At 64.6% G+C, this 23,568-nt stretch carries 21 protein-coding genes; 16 read left to right on the top strand and 5 right to left on the bottom strand.

The window, feature by feature from the left end:
• Positions 1 to 109 precede the first annotated feature (109 nt).
• Complete coding sequence (locus tag NX862_RS07740) at positions 110 to 772, bottom strand: SDR family NAD(P)-dependent oxidoreductase (RefSeq protein ID WP_264493309.1); 663 nt, start codon at positions 770 to 772, stop codon at positions 110 to 112.
• A 349-nt stretch (positions 773 to 1,121) separates the two neighbouring features.
• Here NX862_RS07740 and NX862_RS07735 point away from each other — a divergent pair, with 349 nt between their 5' ends.
• The 9 genes from NX862_RS07735 (at position 1,122) to NX862_RS07695 (ending at position 11,098) form a co-directional block, all read left to right on the top strand.
• A complete protein-coding gene (locus NX862_RS07735) occupies positions 1,122 to 2,690 on the top strand; it encodes a 2-isopropylmalate synthase (protein WP_264493308.1) in 1,569 nt (522 codons plus the stop codon).
• Positions 2,691 to 2,878: 188 nt separating this feature from the next.
• On the top strand, positions 2,879 to 3,916 hold the full coding sequence (locus NX862_RS07730; protein WP_264493307.1) for a rod shape-determining protein: 1,038 nt from the start codon (positions 2,879 to 2,881) through the stop codon (positions 3,914 to 3,916).
• Positions 3,917 to 3,925: 9 nt separating this feature from the next.
• Positions 3,926 to 4,918: a rod shape-determining protein MreC gene (gene mreC, locus NX862_RS07725; RefSeq protein ID WP_264493306.1), complete on the top strand. Its 993-nt coding sequence runs from the start codon at positions 3,926 to 3,928 to the stop codon at positions 4,916 to 4,918.
• A complete protein-coding gene (locus NX862_RS07720; protein ID WP_264493305.1) occupies positions 4,911 to 5,450 on the top strand; it encodes a rod shape-determining protein MreD in 540 nt (179 codons plus the stop codon). Before mreC ends, NX862_RS07720 begins: the two co-directional genes overlap by 8 nt.
• Positions 5,447 to 7,390 (top strand): penicillin-binding protein 2, encoded by a 1,944-nt coding sequence (mrdA, locus tag NX862_RS07715; RefSeq protein WP_264493304.1) that lies wholly within the window; start codon positions 5,447 to 5,449, stop codon positions 7,388 to 7,390. Before NX862_RS07720 ends, mrdA begins: the two co-directional genes overlap by 4 nt.
• 1 nt (position 7,391) lies before the next feature.
• Positions 7,392 to 8,531, top strand: coding sequence for a rod shape-determining protein RodA (rodA, locus tag NX862_RS07710; RefSeq protein WP_264493303.1), 1,140 nt, complete (start codon positions 7,392 to 7,394; stop codon positions 8,529 to 8,531).
• The gene (locus NX862_RS07705) at positions 8,528 to 9,142 is read left to right on the top strand and encodes a DUF1345 domain-containing protein (RefSeq protein WP_264493302.1); all 615 of its coding nucleotides are present in this window, start codon (positions 8,528 to 8,530) and stop codon (positions 9,140 to 9,142) included. The genes rodA and NX862_RS07705 overlap by 4 nt, the downstream gene beginning before the upstream one ends.
• Positions 9,143 to 9,187: 45 nt before the next feature.
• Complete coding sequence (locus NX862_RS07700; protein ID WP_264493301.1) at positions 9,188 to 10,108, top strand: 2-hydroxyacid dehydrogenase; 921 nt, start codon at positions 9,188 to 9,190, stop codon at positions 10,106 to 10,108.
• Between the two features lie 129 nt (positions 10,109 to 10,237).
• Entirely contained in the window at positions 10,238 to 11,098 is an 861-nt protein-coding gene (locus tag NX862_RS07695) for a DMT family transporter (protein WP_264493300.1), read from the top strand.
• Positions 11,099 to 11,169: 71 nt separating this feature from the next.
• On the opposite strand, the gene NX862_RS07690 is transcribed toward NX862_RS07695, so the two are convergent.
• Positions 11,170 to 12,027, bottom strand: coding sequence for a MurR/RpiR family transcriptional regulator (locus NX862_RS07690; RefSeq protein ID WP_264493299.1), 858 nt, complete (start codon positions 12,025 to 12,027; stop codon positions 11,170 to 11,172).
• Positions 12,028 to 12,130: 103 nt separating this feature from the next.
• Between NX862_RS07690 and NX862_RS07685 the strand changes: the two genes are divergently transcribed.
• The 5 genes from NX862_RS07685 to NX862_RS07665 all read left to right on the top strand — a co-directional run bounded on the left by NX862_RS07685 (position 12,131) and on the right by NX862_RS07665 (position 18,189).
• On the top strand, positions 12,131 to 12,892 hold the full coding sequence (locus NX862_RS07685) for an N-formylglutamate amidohydrolase (protein WP_264493298.1): 762 nt from the start codon (positions 12,131 to 12,133) through the stop codon (positions 12,890 to 12,892).
• 65 nt (positions 12,893 to 12,957) lie between these two features.
• Positions 12,958 to 14,325: a glutamine synthetase family protein gene (locus NX862_RS07680; protein WP_264493297.1), complete on the top strand. Its 1,368-nt coding sequence runs from the start codon at positions 12,958 to 12,960 to the stop codon at positions 14,323 to 14,325.
• A gap of 54 nt (positions 14,326 to 14,379) precedes the next feature.
• Positions 14,380 to 15,747 (top strand): aldehyde dehydrogenase family protein, encoded by a 1,368-nt coding sequence (locus NX862_RS07675; protein ID WP_264493296.1) that lies wholly within the window; start codon positions 14,380 to 14,382, stop codon positions 15,745 to 15,747.
• 3 nt (positions 15,748 to 15,750) lie between these two features.
• On the top strand, positions 15,751 to 16,908 hold the full coding sequence (locus tag NX862_RS07670; protein ID WP_264493295.1) for an iron-containing alcohol dehydrogenase: 1,158 nt from the start codon (positions 15,751 to 15,753) through the stop codon (positions 16,906 to 16,908).
• An 18-nt stretch (positions 16,909 to 16,926) separates the two neighbouring features.
• Positions 16,927 to 18,189, top strand: coding sequence for an NAD(P)/FAD-dependent oxidoreductase (locus tag NX862_RS07665; RefSeq protein ID WP_264493294.1), 1,263 nt, complete (start codon positions 16,927 to 16,929; stop codon positions 18,187 to 18,189).
• Positions 18,190 to 18,249: 60 nt separating this feature from the next.
• Here the strand turns inward: NX862_RS07665 and NX862_RS07660 are convergent, their stop codons facing one another.
• Positions 18,250 to 18,828, bottom strand: coding sequence for a thymidine kinase (locus NX862_RS07660; RefSeq protein ID WP_264493293.1), 579 nt, complete (start codon positions 18,826 to 18,828; stop codon positions 18,250 to 18,252).
• Between the two features lie 246 nt (positions 18,829 to 19,074).
• On the opposite strand from NX862_RS07660, the gene NX862_RS07655 reads away from it, so the two are divergent.
• A complete protein-coding gene (locus NX862_RS07655; protein WP_264493292.1) occupies positions 19,075 to 19,527 on the top strand; it encodes a phage regulatory CII family protein in 453 nt (150 codons plus the stop codon).
• Positions 19,528 to 19,576: 49 nt separating this feature from the next.
• Here the strand turns inward: NX862_RS07655 and NX862_RS07650 are convergent, their stop codons facing one another.
• Positions 19,577 to 20,977, bottom strand: a complete 1,401-nt coding sequence (locus NX862_RS07650; RefSeq protein WP_264493291.1) for a DEAD/DEAH box helicase — start codon at positions 20,975 to 20,977, stop codon at positions 19,577 to 19,579.
• Between the two features lie 192 nt (positions 20,978 to 21,169).
• The gene (locus NX862_RS07645) at positions 21,170 to 21,931 is read right to left on the bottom strand and encodes an NAD kinase (RefSeq protein WP_264493290.1); all 762 of its coding nucleotides are present in this window, start codon (positions 21,929 to 21,931) and stop codon (positions 21,170 to 21,172) included.
• A gap of 200 nt (positions 21,932 to 22,131) precedes the next feature.
• Here NX862_RS07645 and glyA point away from each other — a divergent pair, with 200 nt between their 5' ends.
• Positions 22,132 to 23,412 carry a serine hydroxymethyltransferase gene (gene glyA, locus NX862_RS07640; RefSeq protein ID WP_264493289.1) on the top strand — a complete coding sequence of 427 codons (1,281 nt, stop codon included), beginning with the start codon at positions 22,132 to 22,134 and terminating at the stop codon, positions 23,410 to 23,412.
• The last annotated feature ends 156 nt before the right edge of the window (positions 23,413 to 23,568 follow it).

Here is a 23,568-nt window from a genome sequence, read left to right as displayed (position 1 = left end):
GGCGGCAATCTTCAGACCAAGGTCCGAGGATTCAGCCCACCCCCGCCGACCTCGGTCCGACCCATCCTGTCCGGGACCCGAAACACCCGGAACCCGACTCACCCCCGGCTCACCAGGGAATCATCAGCCCCTTGGCATCGACGAATCGCCCGGTTTCGGCGGGTCCCTGGCCTTGCAGCACCGCAAGCAGGTTCTCCGCGGCCTCGGCGGACGTCACGGCCGGATGGGTGCCGCGATGCGAGGCGGTCAGGCGCGTGTCCACGGTGCCCGGATGCAGCGCCAGGACGCAGGCCTTGGGATGGGTGCGCGCCACCTCGACCGAGGCGGTGCGGATCAACTGGTTCAAGGCCGCCTTGGCCGCGCGGTAGGAATACCACCCGCCCAAGGCATTGTCCCCGATCGACCCCACCCGCGCCGAAAGCGCCGCAAAATGACAGGCCCGATCCCGCGGCATCAGGCGCAGCGCGTGTTTCAGCACCAGCAAGGGCCCCGTCGCATTCAGCGCGAATTGCGCGGCCAAGCTTGCGGGGTCCAACGCCCGCAGGGTCTTTTCCGGGCCCCGCCCCGCGATCTCCAGCGCGCCGGTGGCGACAAAGACCAGGTCATATCCCGGCTCCAGCGCGCCAAGGGCCGCAGCGACCGTGGCCTCGTCGGTCACATCCACCCCTTGCGCGCGCGACAGCCCCGTCACAGCCACGCCCCGCGCCGCCAAGGCCGCCGCCAGCGCCGCCCCAATCCCGCCCGTATGACCCACCACCAAAGCCCGTTCCATCAGACACTCCCTTTCCCGTCTGCCCCCGCGGCAGCAGCCTTTGGAAGGGCCTCGATGGCCCGCCCAAAGGCAGTCCTTGATCTGGCGCGCCACGCCCCGGGGTCCAGCCGCCCGCCCGCGCCAGGCCCGACCCCCGGCAAATTTCGCCCAAGCCCCCTTTTCTTTCGCGATTCTCCCCTTATAGTCGCCCCCATGACCAAGGATCGCATCAGCATCAACGCTTTGCCCGGGGGCCCTGCCCTCTCCTTGGGGCTGCTTCTTCTTACCCGCCTCTGAGCGTGCCCATGGGCGCGACCGCTCGGAGGTGATCAGCGCCCGAAGAAGAAGCAACAAACCCTCCGAGGATAATATGACCGACCAACCCCGCGTTCTGATTTTCGACACCACCTTGCGTGATGGGGAACAATCCCCCGGCGCCACCATGACCCACGAAGAAAAGCTGGAGATCGCCGGCCTTCTGGATGAAATGGGCGTGGATATCATCGAGGCGGGCTTTCCCATCGCCTCCGAAGGTGACTTCGCCGCCGTCAGTGAAATCGCCAAACGGTCCAGGAACTCCACGATCTGCGGCCTGGCGCGCGCGAATTACAAGGACATCGACCGCTGCTGGGAGGCGGTGAAACACGCCCGCTCGCCGCGCATCCATACCTTTATCGGCACCTCGCCGCTGCACCGCGCCATTCCGAACCTGGACATGGACCAGATGGCCGAGCGTATCCACGACACGGTCAGCCACGCCCGCAACCTGTGCGACAACGTGCAATGGTCGCCGATGGATGCGACGCGGACCGAACATGACTATCTGTGCCGCACCGTGGAAATCGCCATCAAGGCGGGGGCCACCACGATCAACATCCCCGATACGGTGGGCTATACCTATCCCTTCGAATCCGCGAAACTGATCCAGATGCTGCTGGAGCGTGTCCCCGGCGCCGATCAGATCATCTTCGCGACCCATTGCCACAATGACCTGGGCATGGCGACGGCCAACAGCCTCGCCGCGGTCGAGGCCGGCGCCCGCCAGATCGAATGCACGATCAACGGTCTGGGCGAACGTGCCGGCAACACGGCTTTGGAAGAGGTCGTCATGGCGATGCGCGTGCGCAACGACATCCTGCCCTATCGCACGCAGATCGACACGACCAAAATCATGAACCTGTCGCGCCGGGTCAGCGCGGTTTCCGGCTTTCCGGTGCAGTTCAACAAGGCCATCGTGGGGAAAAACGCCTTCCTGCACGAAAGCGGCATCCACCAGGATGGCGTGCTGAAAAACGTCCAGACCTTTGAAATCATGCGCCCCGAAGATATCGGCGTTTCGGCCGACAACATCCAGATGGGCAAACACTCGGGCCGGGCGGCGCTGCGGGCCAAGCTGAAGGCCTTGGGCTTCGACATGGCCGAAAACCAGCTGAACGACGTCTTCGTCCGCTTCAAGGCGCTGGCTGACCAAAAGAAGGAAGTCTACGACGAGGACCTGATCGCCCTGGTCAAGGACGAAGCGGTCAACGACGAGAACGACTTTCTGCAGGTAAAACGCCTGCGCGTCGTCTGCGGCACCGAGGGCCCGCGTGAGGCCGAGTTGACGCTTCTGATCGACGGGGTCGAACATACGACCGACACGACCGGCGACGGTCCGGTCGATGCGGCCTTCAACGCTGTGGATGACCTCTTTCCGCACAAGGCCACGCTGGAGGTCTATCAGGTCCAGGCCGTGACCGAAGGCACCGACGCCCAGGCGACCGTTTCGGTCCGCCTGTCCGAGGATGGCCGCATCGCCACGGGGTCCTCGGCCGATACCGATACGGTCGTCGCTTCGGTCAAGGCCTATGTGAATGCCTTGAACCGGCTGATCGTCCGCCGGCAAAAGACCGCGCCCGACAGCGATGTGAAGTCGGTAAACTACAAGGATCAACACTAGTTCGGGCCACAAACCCGCCGAAATGTTGTGAAATGACAAGCCCATGGAGACCGCGCGGGCATCCGCGCGGTGCCGCCCTTTTGACTCGCACTCTGTGACACAGGTCAGTATACCACCTGACACCGGTTTGGGGGCCTTGAGTCGTTCCAGACGCAAGGCAGGCCGGGGACGCTAGGGGGCTCACAGTGATGTCTTTTCTTTCCAATCTCTTTTCGTCAGACATGGCGATCGACCTTGGGACCGCCAATACGCTGGTCTATGTCAAGGGTCGCGGGATCATCCTGAACGAGCCCTCCGTGGTCGCCTATCACGTCAAGGACGGCAAAAAGCAGGTCCTGGCCGTGGGCGAAGACGCCAAGCTGATGCTGGGCCGCACGCCCGGAAGCATCGAGGCGATCCGCCCGATGCGTGACGGCGTCATCGCCGATTTTGACACCGCCGAGGAAATGATCAAGCATTTCATCCGCAAGGTGCATAAGCGGTCCACCTTCAGTAAGCCCAAAATCATCGTCTGCGTGCCCTATGGCGCGACGCCCGTGGAAAAGCGCGCGATCCGGCAGTCGGTGCTTTCGGCTGGCGCCCGCCGGGCGGGTCTGATCGCGGAACCCATCGCGGCCGCCATCGGCGCGGGGATGCCGATCACGGACCCCACCGGCAACATGGTCGTCGATATCGGCGGCGGCACGACGGAAGTCGCGGTCATGTCGCTGGGCGACATCGTCTATGCCCGCTCGGTCCGCGTTGGTGGCGACCGGATGGACGAGGCGATCATCAGCTATCTGCGCCGTCACCAGAACCTGTTGATCGGCGAATCCACCGCTGAACGCATCAAGACCACCATCGGCACCGCCCGGATGCCCGATGACGGGCGCGGCGCAAGCATCCAGATCCGCGGTCGCGACCTGTTGAACGGTGTCCCCAAGGAAACCGAGATCAACCAGGCCCAGGTGGCCGAGGCCCTGTCCGAACCCGTTCAGGCCATCTGCGATGCGGTCATGCAGGCGCTGGAAACGACGCCCCCCGACCTCGCCGCCGATATCGTCGACCGTGGCGTCATGCTGACGGGCGGCGGTGCTTTGCTGGGCGATCTGGACCTGTCCTTGCGCGAACAGACCGGGCTGTCGATTTCGGTCGCCAACGAACCTTTGAACTGCGTGGCTCTGGGCACGGGCAAGGCTTTGGAGTATGAAAAGCAACTCCGCCACGTCATCGACTACGACAGCTAAAGGCCCGTCATGGCCCGCGCCCGCTATGAAACCGAGGATTTCACCCGGCCCCTGCGCCGGGTGCTTGTGGGCCTTTTGGTCCTGTTTCTGCTGGTCATTTTCCTGATCTGGCGCATCGACAGCCCCAGGGTCGAACGCTTTCGCACCGCGCTGATGGACCGCGTGGTGCCCGATATGTCCTGGGCTTTGGTGCCTGTCACCAAGGCCTCTGGCATGGTCGAGAACTTTCAAAGCTATGGCCGGCTTTACGAACAGAACCAAGAGTTGCGCGACGAGTTGCAGCAGATGAAGGCCTGGAAAGAGGCCGCGTTGCAGCTGGAGCAAAAGAACGCCCGGTTGCTGGACCTGAACAACGTGCGGCTGGACCCGATGCTGACGCAGGTCACGGGGCAGGTTCTGGCCGACAGCGGCAGTCCGTTCCGGCAATCGGTTCTGCTGAACGTGGGTCAAAGGGACGGCATCCGCGACGGTTGGGGGACGATGGACGGGATCGGCCTTGTCGGTCGGATTTCGGGCGTGGGCGACCGCACCTCTCGGGTGCTGCTCTTGACCGACAGTTCCTCACGGATTCCGGTTGTGGTGCAACCCTCGGGGCTGAAAGGGATTTTGTCGGGGGATAACTCGATGTATCCCGCGCTGGATTACCTGGAACATCCTGACCAGCTTAGCCCCGGGGACCGCGTCGTCACGGCGGGCGATGGGGGGGTTTTTCCCGGCGGGCTTTTGGTCGGTGAGGTCGTTCTGGGCGCGGACAAGCGGCTTCGGGTGAACCTTGCCGCCGATTATCAGCGGCTGGAGTATCTGCGGGTCCTGCGGTCCTATGCCTCGGCGCCGATCTCCGACCCCGGCGCGCTTTTGGTGCCAGAGCCGCCCAAACCGCTGCCCGCGGGCTTCCAGGGGCCTTTGTTGCCCGCCGAGGGCCTGCCCGCAGCCACAACCGATGCCCCCACGGCCACGGCCACCCCGGTCGAGGATGGCACGACGGGGGTGCGCAGTGATTAGGGCCTGGATCGGCGAATTGTGGTTCCACCGGCTGATCTTTCTGGCCGCGGTCTTTGTGCTGCTTTTCGTCCGATTGTTGCCTTTGGACACGGTTGCGGGCGCTTTGCCCGGTCCTGACCTGCTGGCATGTTTGATTTTTGCATGGATGGTGCGGCGGCCGGAATACCTGTCGGCCCCGATGATCGCCGCCGTCGTCCTGATCGAGGATATGCTTCTGATGCGCCCCCCCGGGCTTTGGGCCGCTTTGGTGCTGGTGGGGGCCGAGTTCATCCGCTCGCGCAGCGCGTTGACGCGGGAGCTGTCCTTTGGCGTGGAACTGCTGCTGGTCGCAGGCGTCATGATGGGGGTCTTTGCGGCCAATCGGCTGATCCTGGGCCTGGCCTTTGTCGATCAGCCGCCCTTTGGCATGGGTCTGGTGCAGATCCTTTGGTCGGTGTTTGCCTATCCTCTGGTCGTGGCGGTGTCGCGCTATGGGCTGGACCTGCACAAGCCCGCCATGGGTGAAATCGACGAGAGGGGGCGCAGGCTATGAGGCGACCGGTGCGCGATACCGAAGACAGCCACCGCAAGGTGACGCGGCGGGCGCTGTTCATGGGGGGCTGCATGGCGGCCACAATGGCGGTGCTGGGCGGGCGGATGCGCTATCTTGGCGTCGATCAGGCGCAGGATTTCGCGCTTTTGGCCGAACAGAACCGCGTCAACATCCAGCTGATCCCGCCCGACCGGGGCCTGATCGTGGACCGCAACGGCAAGCTGATCGCGGGCAATGTGCAGAACTACCGCGTCGTGATCACGCGCGAAGGCGCTGGCGATGTCGGTGAGGTTCTGAACCGCCTGTCGCATCTGATCCCCCTGACCCGCAACGACATGGAGCGGGTCTTGCGCGATGTCGACCGCAACCCCTCTTTTGTGCCGATCCCGGTCAAGGACCGGCTTTCGTGGGAGGAGTTCAGCCGCATCACCGTGAACGCCCCGGCCCTGCCCGGCGTGTCGCCCGATGTCGGCCTGTCGCGCATCTATCCGCGTGACACGGATTTCGCCCATGTCGTGGGCTATGTCGGCCCGGTGTCAGAGAGCGACCTTGAGGGGCTTGAAAACCCAGATCCCCTGTTGCGCATCCCCAAGTTCCAGATCGGCAAGATCGGGGTCGAACGCTGGCGCGAGGATGTGTTGCGCGGCAGTGCCGGCAACCGCAAGATCGAGGTCAACCATGTCGGCCGCGTCATGCGCGAACTGGAGCGGACCGAGGGGCTTTCGGGCGCCGATCTGATGCTGACCATCGACGCCGATATCCAGAACTTCACCCAGGCGCGGCTGGGCGAGGATTCGGCCGCCTGCGTCGTGATGGATGTCCACAATGGCGATATCATCGCGGCGGTCTCGGCGCCTTCGTTTGATCCGAACCTGTTCGTGCGCGGGATTTCCAGCGCGAATTACAATGTGCTGATGCAAAACGACCACCGCCCCCTGGCCAACAAGGTCGTGCAGGGCGCCTATCCGCCCGGATCAACCTTCAAGGTCGTGACCGCGCTGGCAGCCCTGGCCGAGGGCGCCATCGACGTCGAAACCACGGTCCGTTGCCCGGGCTATCTGGAGTTCGGCGGACGGCGTTTTCACTGCTGGAAACATGGCGGGCATGGCAAGGTCGACCTGGCCCGCAGCCTTGCCGAAAGCTGCGACGTCTTTTACTACGAGGTCGCGCAGAAGGTCGGCATCGACAAGATCTCCGAGATGGGGCGCCGCATGGGGCTTGGCATGCGCCATGACCTGCCCATGTCAGCGATCACGGAAGGCAACCTGCCGACCAAGGACTGGAAGCAGGCGAAGTATAAACAGGACTGGCGGATCGGCGACACGATCAACGCCTCGATCGGCCAGGGCTATGTTCTGGCCTCGCCGTTGCAACTGGCGGTGATGACGGCACGGGCGGCGACCGGGCGCGCCGTGGTGCCCCGCCTGATCCGCGCCATCGACGGTGTCGAAACCGAAATCGTGCCGCCCGAAAGCCTGGGCATCCCCGAAAGCCATCTGGAGGCCGTTCGGTCGGGCATGAACAACGTCGTGAACTCGCAGCACGGCACCTCCTATGGCGCGCGGGTCGCGGCTGCGGACAAGAAGATGGCGGGCAAGTCGGGGACCTCTCAGGTCCGCAACATCTCGGCCAGCGAGCGCGAGACGGGGGTGGTCGCCAACACCGACCTGCCGTGGAAATACCGCGACCATGCGTTGTTCGTGGCCTATGCCCCGGCCGAGGCGCCGCGCTATGCGGTGGCGGTGGTGGTGGAACATGGCGGCGGGGGGTCCTCGGCCGCGGCCCCCATTGCGCGCGATGTGCTGCTGCGGGTGCTGAACGGCGCCCTGCCCGACCCGGCCGATTACCCCGAGGCCCAGCGCAAGCGGATCGAGTCGATGCTGAAGGACCTGCGGTTGCGCAATGCCGACGGCAAGATGCCCGCCGAAAAGAAGGTCTGACATGTCATTCCTGGAATACCGCGTCAAATTCGCGCCGACCGGCCTGACCAAGGTGCTTTACGTCAACTGGGGGCTTTACCTGGTCATCACGGCCTGTGCGGCCATCGGCTGGCTGATGCTGTATTCGATTTCGGGCGGGGATATGGGCCAATGGGCCGGGCCGCAGATGAAGCGGTTCGGTGCGGGCCTGGTGCTGTCTTTGATGATCTGCCTGACGCCGATCTGGTTCTGGCGGTCGATGTCGGTGGCGGCCTATGTGGCGACCTTTGCGCTTTTGCTGGTGGTGCAGTTCTTTGGCGTTATCGGCATGGGGGCGCAACGCTGGATCGACATCGGCTTCATGCGCCTGCAACCCTCCGAGCTGATGAAGGTCGCCCTGGTCATGATGCTGGCGACCTATTACGACTGGCTGCCCGACCGCAGGGTCTCGCGCCCGCTGTGGGTGCTGGTGCCGGTGGCGTTGATCCTGGCGCCGGCCGCCCTGGTCTATCTGGAGCCGAACTTGGGCACGACGCTGATGCTGGTCATCGCGGGCGCGGGTGTGATGTTCGCGGCCGGCGTGTCGCTGTGGTATTTCGCGGGGGTCGTGGGGGTCTTTGGTGCGGGGGTGGCGGGGATCTTCCTGTTGCGCGGCACGCCCTGGCAGCTGATCCATGACTACCAATACCGCCGGATCGACACCTTCCTTGACCCCTCTGCCGATCCTTTGGGCGCGGGCTATAACATCTTGCAAGCCAAGATCGCGCTGGGGTCGGGGGGCTGGACCGGCAAGGGCTTCATGCAGGGAACGCAAAGCCGCCTGAACTTCCTGCCCGAGAAACACACAGACTTCATCTTTACCACCCTGGGCGAGGAATTCGGCTTCATCGGCGCGATTTCCCTGTTGACGCTTTATGCGGTCATCCTGATCTTTCTGTTCTGGGCGGCGCTTCAGAACAAGGACCGCTTCTCGTCGCTGTTGCTGATCGGGATCGCGATGAACTTCTTCCTTTACCTCGCGGTGAACCTGGCCATGGTCATGGGGCTGGCGCCGGTCGTGGGCGTGCCTTTGCCCTTCCTGTCCTATGGCGGATCGGCCACCCTGGTCTTGCTGATCGCCTTTGGCCTGGCGCAAAGCGCCATCGTGCACCGGCTGCGATGACGATCTGGCGCAAGCACAAACGGTTTCTGGTGGCGCTGGCCTTGGGACTGGGTCTTTGGGCGGCCTGTTTCGGCCTTGCGCCCGAGATGCGGGCCCTGGCCGGGGTGAACGGGTTCTTTGCCACCTATCTGGTGCTGGTGGGGCTGATGGGCCGCGGCCTGACCCCGCAAGCCCTGCGCGCCCATGCCGAGATCGAGGACGAGGGCGCGACCCTGATCCTGATCCTGGCGCTTTTGGGCGTGGGGGTCAGCCTTGCCTCGGTGTTTCTGGTGCTGAACCGCGACAACACCGCGCCCGAGGCGCTGTTTGCCCTGGCCGCCGCCCCCTTGGGCTGGGCCACGCTGCAGGTCATGGCGGCCTTCCGTTATGCCCATCTTTGGTTTGCAGCCGAGCCCGAGGGCGGGCTGAACTTTCCCGGCACGACGCCCCCCGACATCTGGGATTTCCTGTATTTCGCGCTGACCGTCGGCATGACCTTTCAGGTTTCGGATGTGGTCGTGACCTCTGCGCGGTTGCGGCGCATGGTCCTGCTGCATGGCTTGGGCAGTTTTTTCTTCAACACGGTCATTCTGGCTCTGGCGGTCAATGCCGCCCTCGCCCTGTCCCGATGAACCCTGTCCCGCTGAATCCTGTCCCGATGAACGCTTCGAGGTAACATGCTGATCCTGTTTGCCGCCCCCGCGCTTTGGCCCGAATATGAAACGCTTTTGCCCGCAGCCCTGGCCCGGGCCGGCATCGCGGCGCAGGTGGTGACAGAGGCCGCGCCTGAAGAGGTCGATGTGATCATCTATGCGCCCTCGTCCTGGCTGCAGGATTTCACGCCCTATGTGAAGGCAAAGGCGGTCCTGAACCTGTGGGCAGGGGTCGAGCGGATCGTGGGCAATGCGACCCTGACGCAAGCCCTGTGCCGGATGGTCGATCCCGGGCTGACCGAGGGGATGGTGGAATGGGTGCTGGGCCATGCGTTGCGCCACCACCTTGGGATGGACCGCCATATCGTGAACCCTGGCCATGTGTGGGATGCCACCTGCCCGCCTTTGGCGCGGTCGCGCCCGGTGGCGATGCTGGGCCTGGGCGAACTGGGCCTGGCCTGCGCGCGGGCTTTGCAAGCGATGAACTTCCCCGTGACCGGCTGGAGCCGCACCGCCAAGGACATCCCCGGCCTGCGCAGCCTGCATGGCGAAACGGGCTTGAAAGAGGCGCTGTCGCAGGCCCAGATCGTCGTGACCCTTTTGCCCAAAACGCCCGAGACCGAGAACCTGTTGAACGCCGAACGCCTGGCCTTCCTGCCCAAGGGCGCCGTGATCCTGAACCCCGGGCGCGGGCCCTTGATCGACGATCAGGCGCTGCTGGCGGCTTTGGACGGCGGGCTTGGCCATGCCACGCTGGATGTCTTTCGGACCGAGCCCCTGCCGCAGGATCACCCGTTCTGGACCCATCCCAAGATCACCGTCACCCCCCATATCGCCGCCGATACCAGGCCCGAAACCGCGGTCGGGGTCCTGGTGGCCAATATTGCGAGGGCGCGTGACGGCTTGCCGCTTTTGCATCTCGTCGACCGCGCGCGCGGCTACTAAGCGCTGGGAGGGCGCTGCCCTCCCAGACCCACCCGGAATATTTGGGCCAGTATGAAAGCGAAAGAGGTCGCTTTCTTGCAATCCCGGGCGCTTGACCCCCGCTAAGGTCCTGACAAAACGGGGGCTTTGATGCGGTATGGGACAGGAGCGGCGCTGGTCGTCGCCGCGGGCGTGGTCTGGTCGGTGCAAGGCGTGCTGATCGGCGGGATCGAACAGGCGGGCTCTTGGGCCGTGCTGTTCTGGCGGTCGCTGGGGATGTTGCCGGTCATGCTGGCCTGGATCGGACCGGGGCGCGCCTGGGGCGCGATCCGCGCTATGGGCTGGGCCGGGGTCCTGGGCGGGCTGGGCCTGGTCGCGGCCTTTGGCGGCGCCATCACCGCGCTGCAATCGACCACGGTGGCCAATGCGGTGCTTTTGTTCTCCGCCTCGCCGTTTCTGGCCGCGGTCTTTGGCCGTGTCCTGCTGAAAGAGCGCGTCAGCCCCCTGACCTGGGGCGCCATCGCGCTGGCCCTGGTGGGCATCGTCATCATGGTCGGCGGCGTGGGCCAGATCGGGGGCGGCACCGGCTTTGGCACGCTGGCGGCGCTTTTGTCCGCGGCGGGCTTTGCCGCCTTCACCGTGGCCGTCCGCTGGGGCCATGTCAGCGACACCCGCCCCGCTGTCCTTTTGGGCGGGGTCTTTTCGACGGCCATCGGCGCGGTCGGCGCCCTGCTGGCTGGCGAAGCCTTGCTCACAGCCCCCCAGGACATTGCCATTGCAACCGCGATGGGCGCCGTGACCCTGACCGGCGGCATGGCGCTTTACACCGCAGGCTCGCGCGTCGTGCCCGCGGCCCAAGCCACGCTGTTCTCGCTGATCGAGGTCCTGCTGGCGCCGCTTTGGGCCTGGGCGCTGTTGAACCAGACCCTGTCGCCCAACACCGCACTGGGCGGCGCGGTCTTGCTGACCGCCGTGGCCTTGAACGCCGCCCTAGGCCTGCGGCACCGCTGATCCCTTTCATCTTTTCATAAATATCCCACGGGAGGGTCCGGGAGGGTGTGAAACCCTCCCGGCGCTGTCCGCTAGCGATGCCGCCGAAAGAAGCGCGTGCGGGCGTAAAGGTCCTCCAACCGCCGCAACCTGGGTTCTGTCACCTCCCAGGTCGCGTTTTGCACCGCGGCCAACAGCGTTTCCACCAGGACCATCAGCACCGCATTGCTGTCCCAGGCACTTGGCGCCTCGACATGGGCGCACATCACATGCCGGGCGTGCGAAGCCGCAGGCGAGACCCAGCGGTCGGTGACAAGCACGATCTCGGCGCCCTGTTCCTTGGCCATCTCGGCCACCTGCAACACCGCATTTTCATAGCGGCGGATGTCAAAGACCAAAAGCACATCGCCGGCCTGCATCTCCAGCAGGGCGGGCGGCCAGGTGGCGGAATTGTCGGACAGCAACGTCACTTCCGTCCGGATCACCGTCATCAGGCTGGCGAAATAATCGGCAAGCGCATGGGTGATCCGCCCGCCCAAGGCAAAGACCCGGCGCGAGGGGTCCGCCAGCAAAGCGACCACCGCGTCGAAATCGGCCGGGTCGATCTGGTTCAGCGTCGATTGCAGATTGGCCACCACGGCCTCGGCAAAGCGGGTCAGCATGTGACCGGACGGCACGCCCTGCGCCCGCATCGCCTGTTTGGTGATGGGCGTCACCAACATGGCCTCGACCTCGCCGCGCAAAGACCCCTGAAAGTCGGGATAGCCCTTGTAGCCCAGCTTTTGCGCCAGCCGCACCACGGTCGGCGTCGACACCTGCGCGGCCTTCGCCAGCACCGTGATCGACCCCAGCGCCGCCACCGGATAATGCGACAGGATATGGGTCGCCAATTGCCGCTCGGCCCGGGTCAGATCGGGAAGAGCGGTGCGCAGTTGATCGTCCAGGGTCATCGGCGGTCTCCGTTTCGTAAACATCGTAACAGGATTTGCCCGGCGGAAACAATCTTGACAGTTTGGCCCAGCCAAGACAGCCTGTCGCAAAAGGGAGACCGCCATGCGGGCATTTCAGCCGATCATCGAGAATTTGTCTGCGACGGGGCGGCTGGTTCTGGTCTGCGAACATGCCTCGAACGCCTTTCCTGCACCTTGGGGCGACCTGGGGCTAAGCCCGGAGCAGCGCGCGGCCCATATCGCCTGGGACCCGGGCGCGCTGGACGTGGCGCGGGGGCTGATGCACCGCTTGGATGCGGTGCTGATCCATGCGCCCGCGACACGGCTGATCTATGACCTGAACCGCGCGCCCGACATGAAGGGCGCGATGCCGGCGCGGTCCGAAATCCACGACATCCCGGGCAATGCGACGATCACCGCGCAAGACCGGCTGGCGCGGACAGAGGCGCTGTATCTGCCCTGGGCCAATGGGTTGCACAACCTGATTGCCCGGCGCATTGCCTTGGGGCTGCGGCCGGTCATTGTCACCATCCACTCCTTCACCCCCATCTTTCACGGCCGCCCCCGCGCGGTCGAATTCGGGGTGATCCATGACGCCGATGCCGCCCTTGCCGTGGCGATCAACGACGCCGCCCGCCGGCTGACCCGGCTGAACGCGCAACTGAACGCGCCCTATTCCGCCGCCGATGATGTGACGCATACCCTGCGCCTCCATGCGACGCCTTACGGCCTGCCCAATGCCATGCTGGAGATCCGGAACGACCTGATCGCCGACAGCGCGGCCGCCGACCGCATGGCCGAGACCCTGGCCCCCGTGATCAACATGGGCCTGACCGAGATCCAGAAGCAGGCGAAGGCGAGCTAAGGCCGCCCGCGACCTGCCACCATGAAGCCCGACAACAGGGCCACACCCAACAGAGGAATCCAGATATGCCCGGCAATCTGACCCTAGACCGACTGAAAGACCTTGTGGACCAAGGCAGCATCGACACCGTTCTGGTCGCTGCGGTGGATATGTGGGGGCGCCTGGTGGGCAAACGCTTTCACGCGGCCTTTTTCGTGAATGGCGGCTACAAGGAGACGCATTGTTGCGACTACCTGCTGACCGTGGATCAGGACATGAACACGGTGCAGGGGTATAAATCCTCCAGCTGGTCAACCGGCTATGGCGACCATGTGATGAAGCCCGACCTGGCCACGATGCGGCTGATCCCCTGGCTGGAGGGGACGGCTTTGGTCCTGTGCGACCTGATCGACCATCACACCCATCAGCCGGTCCCCCATTCCCCCCGCGCCGTGCTGAAGGCCCAGGTCGCCCGCGCCCGCGCCATGGGCTTTGATGCGATGATGGCGACCGAGCTGGAGTTCTATCTGTTTGAAAACAGCTATAACAACCTGCGCGATGGCGGCCTCAAGGCCTTGCAGCCGGTCAGCGCCTATAACGAGGATTACCACATCTTCCAGACCACCAAGGAAGAAGACGTCATGCGCGCCGTCCGCAATGGGCTTTATGGCGCGGGCATCCCGGTCGAAAACTCCAAGGGTGAGGCCGATGCGGGGCAGGAAGAGATCAACTACCGCTATTCGGACGCTTTGGACACGGCAGACAACCATGTCCTTGTGAAGAACGGGGTCAAGGAAATCGCCTGGTCCAAGGGCAAGTCCGTCACCTTCATGGCCAAGTATGATACGAAAAAGGCCGGGTCGTCGTCGCATATCCACCAAAGCCTGTGGAGCATGGATGGTCAGGCCCTGTTCGCCGACCCCGAGGGGACGCATGGCATGTCCGACCTGATGCGGCATTACATGGCGGGGCAATTGCACCATGCCCGCGACATCACGGCCTTTCTGGCGCCCTATGTGAACAGCTACAAACGCTTCTGCGTGGGCCTTTTTGCGCCGACCAAGGCGGTCTGGTCGGCGGACAACCGCACGGCGGGGTTCCGGGTTTGTGGCGAGGGCACCAAGGCCATTCGCGTCGAATGTCGCATCCCGGGGTCGGATGTGAACCCCTATATGGCTTGCGCGGCGCTGCTGGCGGCGGGCCTGGACGGGATCGAAAAGAAGATGGCGCTGGAACCGGAGCTTTCGGGCGATATGTATACGGCCAACGGCATCCGCGAGATCCCCAAGACGCTGCGCGAGGCCTCGGAGCTGCTGAAGGGCTCGGCGATGCTGCGGGCGGCTTTTGGCGACGATGTGGTGGACCATTACCACCACGCCTGCCAGTGGGAGATCGCAGAGACCGACCGCGTGGTGACGGATTTCGAACTGCAACGCGGGTTCGAGCGGGCTTGATCGGGAGCGGTGCGTGGAACCACGCACCCTACCCCGGCGGAAACGGAGTGTAACATGATCCAACTGATTTCCCCGGTCGATGGCCGGGTCTATGCGGAACGGGCGCCGCTGACGCCCGAGGCGGCGACGGCGGCTGTTGCCCGGGCGCGGGCGGCGCAAAAGGCCTGGGGCGCGCGTCCCCTGGCAGAACGGATCGCGCTGGTCCGTGCGGGCATCGCCCATCTGAACGAGAAAAAGGCCCAGATCGTCGAGGAAGCCGCCTGGCAGATGGGCCGCCCGACCCGCTATAACGAGTTCGGCGGCGTCAATGCCCGGACCGATTATATGGCCGATATCGCCGCCGAAACCCTGTCCCCCAAGGTGATCGAGGACAGCGCGACCTTCCGCCGCTATATCGCGCGGGAGGCCCTGGGCGTCGTCTTTGTCATCGCGCCCTGGAACTATGCCTATCTGACCGCCATCAACACCATCGTTCCCGCGCTGATTGCCGGGAACACGGTCGTGCTGAAACACGCCAGCCAGACCCTTCTGGCGGGCGAGCGCCTCGCCGAGGCCTTTCATGCCGCCGGTATCCCCGAGGACGTGTTCCAGAACGTCGTCCTGGACCACGCCACGACCGAAGCGCTGATCAAGGCGCGCAGCTTCAACTTTGTGAACTTCACGGGGTCTGTTGCGGGCGGGCAGGCCATCGAACGCGCGGCGGCTGGCACCTTTACCCCCCTGGGGCTGGAACTGGGCGGCAAGGACCCGGGCTATGTCCGCGCCGATGCCAATCTGGATGCGGCGGTCGATACGCTGATGGATGGCGCGATGTTCAACGCGGGCCAGTGCTGCTGCGGGATCGAGCGGATCTATGTCCACGAAAGCCTTTACGACGCCTTTGTCGAAAAGGCCGTGGCCTGGGCGCGGGCCCTGACGCTGGGCAATCCCTTTGACGAAGGGACCACCCTCGGGCCGATGGCCCATGTCCGCTTTGCCACTGTCGTGCGCGATCAACTGGCCGATGCGCTGGCCAAGGGGGCGCGTGCGCTGATCGACGCGAAGGACTTCCCCTTGGACGGCGGCGCCTATGTCATGCCGCAGGTTCTGGTCAACGTCGACCATTCCATGAAGATCATGACCGAAGAGACCTTCGGCCCCGTGGTCGGCATCATGAAAGTGGCCTCGGACGCAGAGGCCCTGGCCCTGATGAACGACAGTCCCTATGGCCTGACGGCAAGCATCTGGACCGAAGATTACGACACCGCAGCCGCCATCGGCGCGCAGATCGAGACGGGGACCGTCTTCATGAACCGCGCCGACTACCTGGACCCCGCGCTGTGCTGGACCGGCTGCAAGGACACCGGCCGCGGCGGGTCGCTGTCCTATCTGGGCTATATGTCGGTCACGCGGCCGAAATCCTATCATCTGAAAAAGGTCTGAGACATGACGCACAACGTTCCGAACCGGAATTGGAACTACCCGACCGCGATCAAATTCGGCGTGGGCCGGATTGCCGAGCTGGCCGAGCATTGCAAGGCCACGGGCATCACCAAGCCGCTGTTGGTGACGGACAAGGCGCTGGCCTCGCTGCCGATCACCACGCAGGCGCTGGATGTGCTGGAGGCCGCAGGGCTGGGCCGCGCGGTCTTCTCCGAAGTGGACCCGAACCCGAACGAAAAGAACATGGCCGACGGGATCGCGGTTTACCTTGCGGGCGGTCATGACGGGGTCGTGGCCTTTGGCGGGGGCTCTGGCCTGGACCTTGGCAAGATGATCGCCCTGATGGCGCATCAGCGCGGCGACCTGTCCGTCTGGGATCTGGAGGATGTCGACGACTGGTATACCCGCGCCGATGCCTTGAAAATCGCGCCGATCATTGCGGTGCCGACGACGGCGGGCACGGGGTCCGAAGTGGGGCGTGCAGGCGTGCTGACCAATGCGCTGACGCATAAGAAGAAGATCATCTTCCACCCCGCCCTGATGCCCAAGGTGACGATCTGTGACCCGGCGCTGACCGTGGGGATGCCGCGCTTCATCACCGCAGGCACCGGCATGGACGCGCTGGCCCATTGCCTTGAGGCCTATTCCTCGCCCTTCTACCACCCGATGTCCCAGGGCATCGCACTGGAGGGGATGCGGTTGGTGTTTGAAAACCTGCCCAAGGTCTATGACAACCCGAACGACCTGGACGCCCGCGCGCATATGATGTCGGCGGCGGCTATGGGCGCCGTGGCCTTCCAAAAGGGGCTGGGCGCCATCCACAGCCTCAGCCACCCGATCGGCGCGCTGTATAACACCCACCACGGCACGACCAATGCCGTCGTCATGCCCATGGTGCTGGACTTCAACCGTGCCGTGATCGAGGACCGGATTGCGGCGGCCGCCGCCTATCTGGGCTTTGACGGCTTTGATGGCTTCAAGGCGGCGGTGATGGACCTGCGCGCCAAGCTTGGCATCCCGGCCAACCTGACCGCTTTGGGCGTCAAGGCCTCGGATCTGGACCAACTGACCGAATTCGCGCTGGAAGACCCGTCCTGTGGCGGTAACCCGGTCGTGATGACGGCGGAAAACACCCGTGCGCTCTTTGAGGCCTGCATGTAACAATCACTGGGCCGGGGGATGACCCCGGCCCGGGAGACCTTGATGGTGCAGCATATCTCTACCCAGATCGCCGTGATCGGCGCGGGCGTCGTGGGCCTGGCCGTGGCCGAAGCCCTGTGCGCCGAGGGGCTGGAGGTCGTGTTGATCGACCCCGAGACCCCAGGCGCCGGCGCCAGCTATGGCAATGCCGGGACGATTGCCGATTATGCGGTGATGCCGGTGGGGTCGCCCGATGTGCTGCGGTCGCTGCCCTCGCTGCTCTTCAACCGCAACTCGCCCCTGTCGATCCGGCCCGGGGCCTTGGGGGCCTTGGCGCCCTGGCTGATGCGCTTTGCCCGCCAGTCGCTGCCGGGGGCGACGCTACGCAATGCGACCGCGATTGCGGGGCTGCTGGACGGCGCCAAAGAGCTGTGGACCGACCTTGCTGCGCGGATCGGGGGCCTCGACCTGATGCGCGCCGAGGGCTGCCTTTACCTCTATGAGACGGAAAAGGCGCTGCGGACGGCGGGCGCGGATATGGACTTCCGCCGGACCCTGGGCGTCGAAGTCGAGCTGATCGACGACCACGGCCTGGCGCAGCTGGAACCCGGGCTGCAGGGCATGGCGGGGGCGGCCTATTTTCCCAACGCGGTCTTTTTGTCCGACCCCGGAGAGATGGTGGCGCGCCTCGCCCAAGCCGCGCTGCAATATGCCGGCCTGTTGCGGGGCCGCGTCGATAGGCTGACGCGGCAATTCGACGGCATCTTGCTGGAGGGCGCGGGCTTCAAGGTTCATGCGAAACGGGTGGTCCTGGCGGCGGGCGCCCATGCGCGCGACCTCGCCCGGATGGCGGGCGACCGCGTGCCCCTGGACACCGAGCGCGGCTATCACATCGAATTCGACATGGACCGGCCCTTGTTGAACCGGCCCTGCTGTCCGACGGCGCGGGGGTTTTACCTTTGCCCGATGACCGGGCGCCTGCGGGTGGCGGGCACGGTGGAACTTGGCGGGCTGACCGCCCCGCCCTCGGCCCACCGCATCGCGCGGCTTTTGGATGGCGCCAGGTCGGTTTTCCCGCATCTGGGCGAGCCTGACCGCACCTGGATGGGCTTTCGCCCCTCGATCCCCGATTCGCTGCCGGTGATCGGGCCCAGCCGGGCGGGGGCCGAGGTCATCCATGCCTATGGCCATGGCCATATCGGCCTGACGCTGGCCCCGGTGACGGCGCAGATCGTCACGGACCTGGTGATGGGGCGTGAGACCTCACGCGATATCAGCGCCTGTCGGGCAGACCGGTTTTAAAAGGGGGGCGCTGCCCCCCGCTTCGCTCCCCCCGGAGTATTTGAGCCAGTATGAAAGAGATCAGGCGCCCATCGCCTCGCGCCAATGCCTGCGACACAGGCTGACATAGGTTTCGTTCCCGCCGATCTGCACCTGATCGCCATCGCGCATGGCCCGTCCATCTGCGCCGCGCCGGATCACCATCGTGGCCTTCTTGCCGCAATGACAGATCGTGCGGACTTCGCGCATTTCATCCGCCCAGGCCAGAAGTGCGGCCGAGCCCGGGAACAGGTTGCCCTGAAAATCCACCCGCAGCCCATAAGCCATGATCGGCACGCCCAGATCATCCACCGCGCGGGCCAGTTGCCAGACCTGCTCTTTGGTCAGGAACTGCGCCTCGTCCAGGAAGATGCAGTCCACGCGGCCCTCGGCCAGGCGGGCCTGGATCTTGGCGAACATGTCCTCACCGGGTTCGAACGTGTCGGCGGGCTCGCCGATGCCGATGCGGCTGGCGATGCGGCCCTCTCCGGCGCGGGTGTCGAAGCGGGCCGTGACCAGATATGTCACCATCCCCCCCTCACGGTAGTTGTGCGACGCCTGCAACAGCAGCGTCGATTTGCCGGCATTCATGGTGGAGAAGTGAAAATACAGCTTGGCCATGCCGCCCTTTAGCCGAAAGCCACAGCCTCACGCAAGTTCGCGCATGGGGGGACGGGTCCGCCCTGCCCCCATCGCGAGACACAAGGCATGGCGGACCCAAACCCAAACCCGTGCAATCCAAGGCGGATTGATCCGGTCACTCGCACAATCCCGAACGTCGGGCCACCTTTATGCATGACAAATCTTTAGTTCCTGATTAATGGGAAAAGTTGCAGGAATTTCCCGCGCCCCTAAAGGGTTCAGAACATGTCGGTCGAAAGCTATCTGAAGAAACACGCCGAAGCCCTGGTCAAGGATGTCGGCATAGAGGCCGCCTGCGCCCTGACCGGCAAGTCCAAGGCGACGTTGGGGCGCTATTACTCGGATCAGGACGAACATGGCGACCGCTTCATGCCGGTCGATGTCGTGGCGCAGCTGGAATCGGCGGCGCGCTTTCCCCATGTCACGGCGGCGCTGGCCGATCTGCGCGGCATCACGCTGTCTTACAGCCCGGAAAAGCGCAATGCGACCTCGGGCGGGGTGAACCAGGACGTCGTGACGCTGGCGCAGCGATTTGCGCAGCTGATGGCGGAATACAACCTGGCGATCGAGGACGGAAAGATCTCTCCCAACGAGGCCAAAAAGCTGTTGCGTGAGACGCTGTCGCTGCAGGAAATCTTGCTGACGATGAAGCTGAACTTGGAACAGGGCCTGGCATAAGCCGCCCCAAGACCGAGACATGGAAAAGGGGGCCGAAGCCCCCCAAACCTTAGCGCGCCTTGCGCTGGGGCGTTGCGGCCCCACCCGTCGCAGGACGCGGAGGCCGCGCGCCCGCAGGCTTTGCGCCCATCGGCTTGGCACCGGCAGGCTTGGCGCCAAAGGGTTTCGCCCCGGCCCCGGCCGGCTTGGCCGGACGTGCGCCAGCCTGTTGCGGCCGCCCCTGGCCCTGACCTTGCGGACGCGGCGCATCGGACGGACGGCTTCCCGAACGCCCCTTGCCCTGCCCCGGCTTGGACGGAGCCGCAGCCACCGCAGCCGCCGACCAGGCCGCCCCGCCAACCACCGGGATGATCTTCTTCAGCAGCTTTTCGACGGCCTGCAGCTCGCCCATTTCCGAAGGCGAAACGAAAGAGGTCGCATTGCCCTCGGCCCCGGCCCGCGCGGTGCGGCCGATGCGGTGGACATAGTTTTCCGGCACATTCGGCATGTCGAAATTATAGACATGGCGCACGCCCGGAATGTCGATGCCGCGGGCCGCGACATCGGTGGCCACCAGCACATCCAGTTTGCCTTCGCGGAACTCGGTCAGGGTGCGGTCACGCTGGTTCTGGCTTTTGTTGCCGTGGATCGAACCCGCCTTGAAGCCCCAGGTCTCCAGCAGCTTGAACAGCTTTTCCGACCCATGCTTGGTGCGGCCAAAGACCAGGGCCTGTTCGCCCGGGTGCTTTTTCAGGTAGTCTTCCAACAGACGCGCCTTGTCGCCATTGGGGATGTAATGGACGGCCTGCACGATCTTGTCGGCGGGCTTGCCGGGGGGCGCGACCTGCACCTTGACCGGGTTGCGCAGATAGGTATCCGCGATCTCGGAGATATCGGCGGGCATCGTGGCCGAAAACAGCATCGTCTGACGCTTTTGCGGGATGAACTTGGCGATTTTCCGCAGGGCATGGATAAAGCCCATGTCCAGCATGTGATCGGCCTCGTCCAGCACCAGATAGCCGCAGGATTCCAAGGTCACGTCGCCGCGGTCCAGAAGGTCGATCAGACGGCCCGGCGTCGCCACCAGCACATCCGACCCGCGCTTCAGCCGCTCCGCCTGTTTGAAGATCGACGCGCCGCCCACGACCATGGTGATCTTGACCGCGGTCCCCTTGGTGAAAGAGGCGATGTTGTCGAAGATCTGGGAGACCAGCTCCCGCGTCGGCGCCAGGATCAGGGCGCGGACATGTTTCGGCGGCGGCGGATGGCCGATCTCCAGCAGGCGGTGCGCCAGGGGCAGGCCAAAGGCCGCCGTCTTGCCGGTGCCGGTCTGGGCCAGACCCATCAGGTCAGAGCCCTTCATGATATGCGGGATCGCCTGGGCCTGAATCGGCGTCGGCGTGGAAAGATTGGTGGCCTCCAGGGCCTTGAGAAGTTTCGGCGAAAGGCCGAGTTCGGCAAAAGTGGTCATATGTGACACCATCGCAAAAGGACCAAAGGCCCTCGGCGTCAGAACCTTCTGACACCCGTGCCTCTGTGGGCACCCCTGCGTGATGGTGGGAACCTGTGTCCGGGTCGAAAAGGTGCTCACGCGGCACGGACGTCGGACTTGGGGCAGATGCGCCCCTTTGACGCAAAAGTCAAGCGCCGCGAAAGTGCAGGTTCAGGCGAATTGCTCGACGATCAGCCGTTCTTCCAGCCCATGACCGAGATCAAACAGGATGCGGTGGCAGGTTTCGGGGGCCGAGCGGATCTCGACGCTGACGACATGGGTCACGGGCATCGTGTCGGCATCGGCGCGGACCGGGCGTTTGCCGGGGTCGATGACCTCGAACCGGACCACGGCGGATTTCGGCAAAAGCGCGCCCCGCCAGCGCCGGGGGCGAAAGGCCGCAACCGAGGTCAGCGCCAGCACATCGGCCCCAATCGGCAGGATCGGCCCATGGGCGGAATAGTTATAGGCCGTCGATCCCGCAGGCGTGGCCAGAAGACAGCCATCGCAAACCAGCTCTGGCATCCGTTCGACTCCATCGACCAGGATGCGCAGCTTGGCCGCCTGCGCCCCCATCCGCAAAAGCGAAACCTCATTGATCGCAAGGGCTTCGGTCACGCGGCCATCCTCGTCGACCGCCGTCATATGCAGGGGGTTCAAGCTGACCTCTTGCGCCGCCTCCAGCCTTTCGGCCAGGCCCTCGACCTCATAGGCGTTCATCAGGAACCCCACGGTGCCGCAATTCATCCCGTAAACCGGCAGACCCGAGGCCTGGACCTCATGCAGGGTCTGCAACATGAAGCCATCGCCCCCCAGGGCCACGATCACTTCGGCCTCGGTCAGCTTGCTTTGGCCATGGAGCGCGGTCAGGGCGGCAAAGGCCTCCTGGGCCGCAGGAGCACGCGAGGCACGAAAGGCGATGTTGCGGGTCATGAGGTCCTCCGCCTGCCATCTTGACCCTGGGGGCGCGGAACTCAACCCCCCCTCGGATCGGGTCGGAGAAATCTGCCGCCAATCTTAAAGGAAGTTTCCTATCGGAAACTTTTTTCGTCTCCGACCTCTTTCCCGTCGTTTTCCGCCCTATCCTTGTCGTCAGACTGCGGCTAAATGGCCGCAACCCACAGGAGAGACCCATGACCAACGGCTTCTTTACCGAATCCCTCGCGTCCCGTGATCCGGAGCTTTTTGGCTCGATCACCAACGAACTTGGCCGCCAGCGCGACGAGATCGAGTTGATCGCCTCGGAAAACATCGTCTCCCGCGCCGTGATGGAGGCACAGGGCTCGGTGATGACGAACAAATATGCCGAGGGCTATCCGGGCAAGCGCTATTACGGCGGCTGTCAGTTCGTCGACGTGGCCGAACAGCTGGCCATCGACCGGGCCTGCCAGCTTTTCGGCGTGACCTATGCCAATGTGCAGCCCAACAGCGGTTCCCAGGCGAACCAGGGCGTGTTTACCGCGCTGATCAAGCCCGGCGACACGATCCTGGGGATGAACCTGGCCTCGGGCGGGCACCTGACCCATGGGGCAGCGCCGAACCAGTCGGGCAAGTGGTTCAACGCCATCCAGTATGGCGTCCGTCAACAGGACAACCTGATCGACTATGACCAGGTCGAGGCCTTGGCCGTCGAACATCAGCCCAAGCTGATCATCGCCGGCGGCTCGGCCGTGCCGCGTCAGATCGACTTCGCCCGGTTCCGCGCGATTGCCGACAAGGTGGGCGCTTATCTGATGGTGGATATGGCGCACTTTGCCGGTCTGGTCGCGGGCGGCGCGCATCCCTCGCCCTTCCCCTATGCCGATGTGGCGACGACCACGACCCACAAGACCCTGCGCGGCCCCCGTGGCGGCATGATCCTGACGAATTCGGAAGAGATCGCGAAAAAGATCAACTCGGCCATCTTTCCGGGCATCCAGGGCGGGCCGTTGATGCATGTGATCGCGGCCAAGGCGGTGGCCTTCGGCGAGGCGCTGCGTCCCGAGTTCAAGGATTATGCGGCTCAGGTGATCAAGAACGCTCAGGCGCTGGCCGATCAGCTGATGAAGGGCGGCCTGGATATCGTCACCGGCGGCACGGATACCCATGTGATGCTGGTCGACCTGCGCCCAAAGGGCGTGAAGGGCAATGCGACGGAAAAGGCCTTGGGCCGCGCCCATATCACCTGCAACAAGAACGGCATCCCCTTTGACCCGGAAAAGCCCATGGTGACGTCGGGCGTGCGCCTTGGCACCCCGGCTGGCACGACCCGCGGCTTTGGTGAGGCAGAGTTCCGCCAGATCGGCCAATGGATCGTCGAAGTCGTCGACGGCCTGGCCGCCAATGGCGAAGAGGGCAACGCCGCCGTCGAAGCCGCTGTGAAGGCCAAGGTCGAGGCGCTTTGCGCCAAGTTCCCGCTCTATCCCGGCCTCTGACCGCTGCGACAAAGACAAAGGGGCTGGCCCAACCGCCAGCCCCTTTTGCATGTCATCTGTTCATACCTATCCACGGAGGGGGTCCGGGGGAGGGGCGTGCCCCTCCCCCGGGCGGGGGTGCGGGGGCGGCAGCCCCCGCGTCCTCCCGTGGGTTTC

The organism is Stagnihabitans lacustris, from assembly GCF_025950525.1.
In the GTDB taxonomy this organism is placed as follows: Bacteria; Pseudomonadota; Alphaproteobacteria; order Rhodobacterales; family Rhodobacteraceae; genus Stagnihabitans.
The sequence above is the reverse complement of the archived record's forward strand: the minus strand, read 5'-3'. Positions and strand labels throughout refer to the sequence as shown.

What these genes read in the sequence shown, in the direction of transcription:
- NX862_RS07735 (WP_264493308.1), top strand. Translation starts at nt 1,122, where the DNA reads ATGACCGACCAACCCCGCGTTCTGATTTTCGACACCACCTTGCGTGAT.
- NX862_RS07650 (WP_264493291.1), bottom strand. Translation starts at nt 20,977, where the DNA reads ATGACCACTTTTGCCGAACTCGGCCTTTCGCCGAAACTTCTCAAGGCC.
- glyA (WP_264493289.1), top strand. Translation starts at nt 22,132, where the DNA reads ATGACCAACGGCTTCTTTACCGAATCCCTCGCGTCCCGTGATCCGGAG.
- NX862_RS07675 (WP_264493296.1), top strand. Translation starts at nt 14,380, where the DNA reads ATGATCCAACTGATTTCCCCGGTCGATGGCCGGGTCTATGCGGAACGG.
- NX862_RS07655 (WP_264493292.1), top strand. Translation starts at nt 19,075, where the DNA reads ATGTCGGTCGAAAGCTATCTGAAGAAACACGCCGAAGCCCTGGTCAAG.
- NX862_RS07685 (WP_264493298.1), top strand. Translation starts at nt 12,131, where the DNA reads ATGCGGGCATTTCAGCCGATCATCGAGAATTTGTCTGCGACGGGGCGG.
- NX862_RS07680 (WP_264493297.1), top strand. Translation starts at nt 12,958, where the DNA reads ATGCCCGGCAATCTGACCCTAGACCGACTGAAAGACCTTGTGGACCAA.
- NX862_RS07670 (WP_264493295.1), top strand. Translation starts at nt 15,751, where the DNA reads ATGACGCACAACGTTCCGAACCGGAATTGGAACTACCCGACCGCGATC.
- NX862_RS07705 (WP_264493302.1), top strand. Translation starts at nt 8,528, where the DNA reads ATGACGATCTGGCGCAAGCACAAACGGTTTCTGGTGGCGCTGGCCTTG.
- NX862_RS07690 (WP_264493299.1), bottom strand. Translation starts at nt 12,027, where the DNA reads ATGACCCTGGACGATCAACTGCGCACCGCTCTTCCCGATCTGACCCGG.
- NX862_RS07700 (WP_264493301.1), top strand. Translation starts at nt 9,188, where the DNA reads ATGCTGATCCTGTTTGCCGCCCCCGCGCTTTGGCCCGAATATGAAACG.
- NX862_RS07665 (WP_264493294.1), top strand. Translation starts at nt 16,927, where the DNA reads ATGACCCCGGCCCGGGAGACCTTGATGGTGCAGCATATCTCTACCCAG.
- NX862_RS07730 (WP_264493307.1), top strand. Translation starts at nt 2,879, where the DNA reads ATGTCTTTTCTTTCCAATCTCTTTTCGTCAGACATGGCGATCGACCTT.
- NX862_RS07740 (WP_264493309.1), bottom strand. Translation starts at nt 772, where the DNA reads ATGGAACGGGCTTTGGTGGTGGGTCATACGGGCGGGATTGGGGCGGCG.
- NX862_RS07645 (WP_264493290.1), bottom strand. Translation starts at nt 21,931, where the DNA reads ATGACCCGCAACATCGCCTTTCGTGCCTCGCGTGCTCCTGCGGCCCAG.
- NX862_RS07695 (WP_264493300.1), top strand. Translation starts at nt 10,238, where the DNA reads ATGCGGTATGGGACAGGAGCGGCGCTGGTCGTCGCCGCGGGCGTGGTC.
- rodA (WP_264493303.1), top strand. Translation starts at nt 7,392, where the DNA reads ATGTCATTCCTGGAATACCGCGTCAAATTCGCGCCGACCGGCCTGACC.
- mrdA (WP_264493304.1), top strand. Translation starts at nt 5,447, where the DNA reads ATGAGGCGACCGGTGCGCGATACCGAAGACAGCCACCGCAAGGTGACG.
- mreC (WP_264493306.1), top strand. Translation starts at nt 3,926, where the DNA reads ATGGCCCGCGCCCGCTATGAAACCGAGGATTTCACCCGGCCCCTGCGC.
- NX862_RS07660 (WP_264493293.1), bottom strand. Translation starts at nt 18,828, where the DNA reads ATGGCCAAGCTGTATTTTCACTTCTCCACCATGAATGCCGGCAAATCG.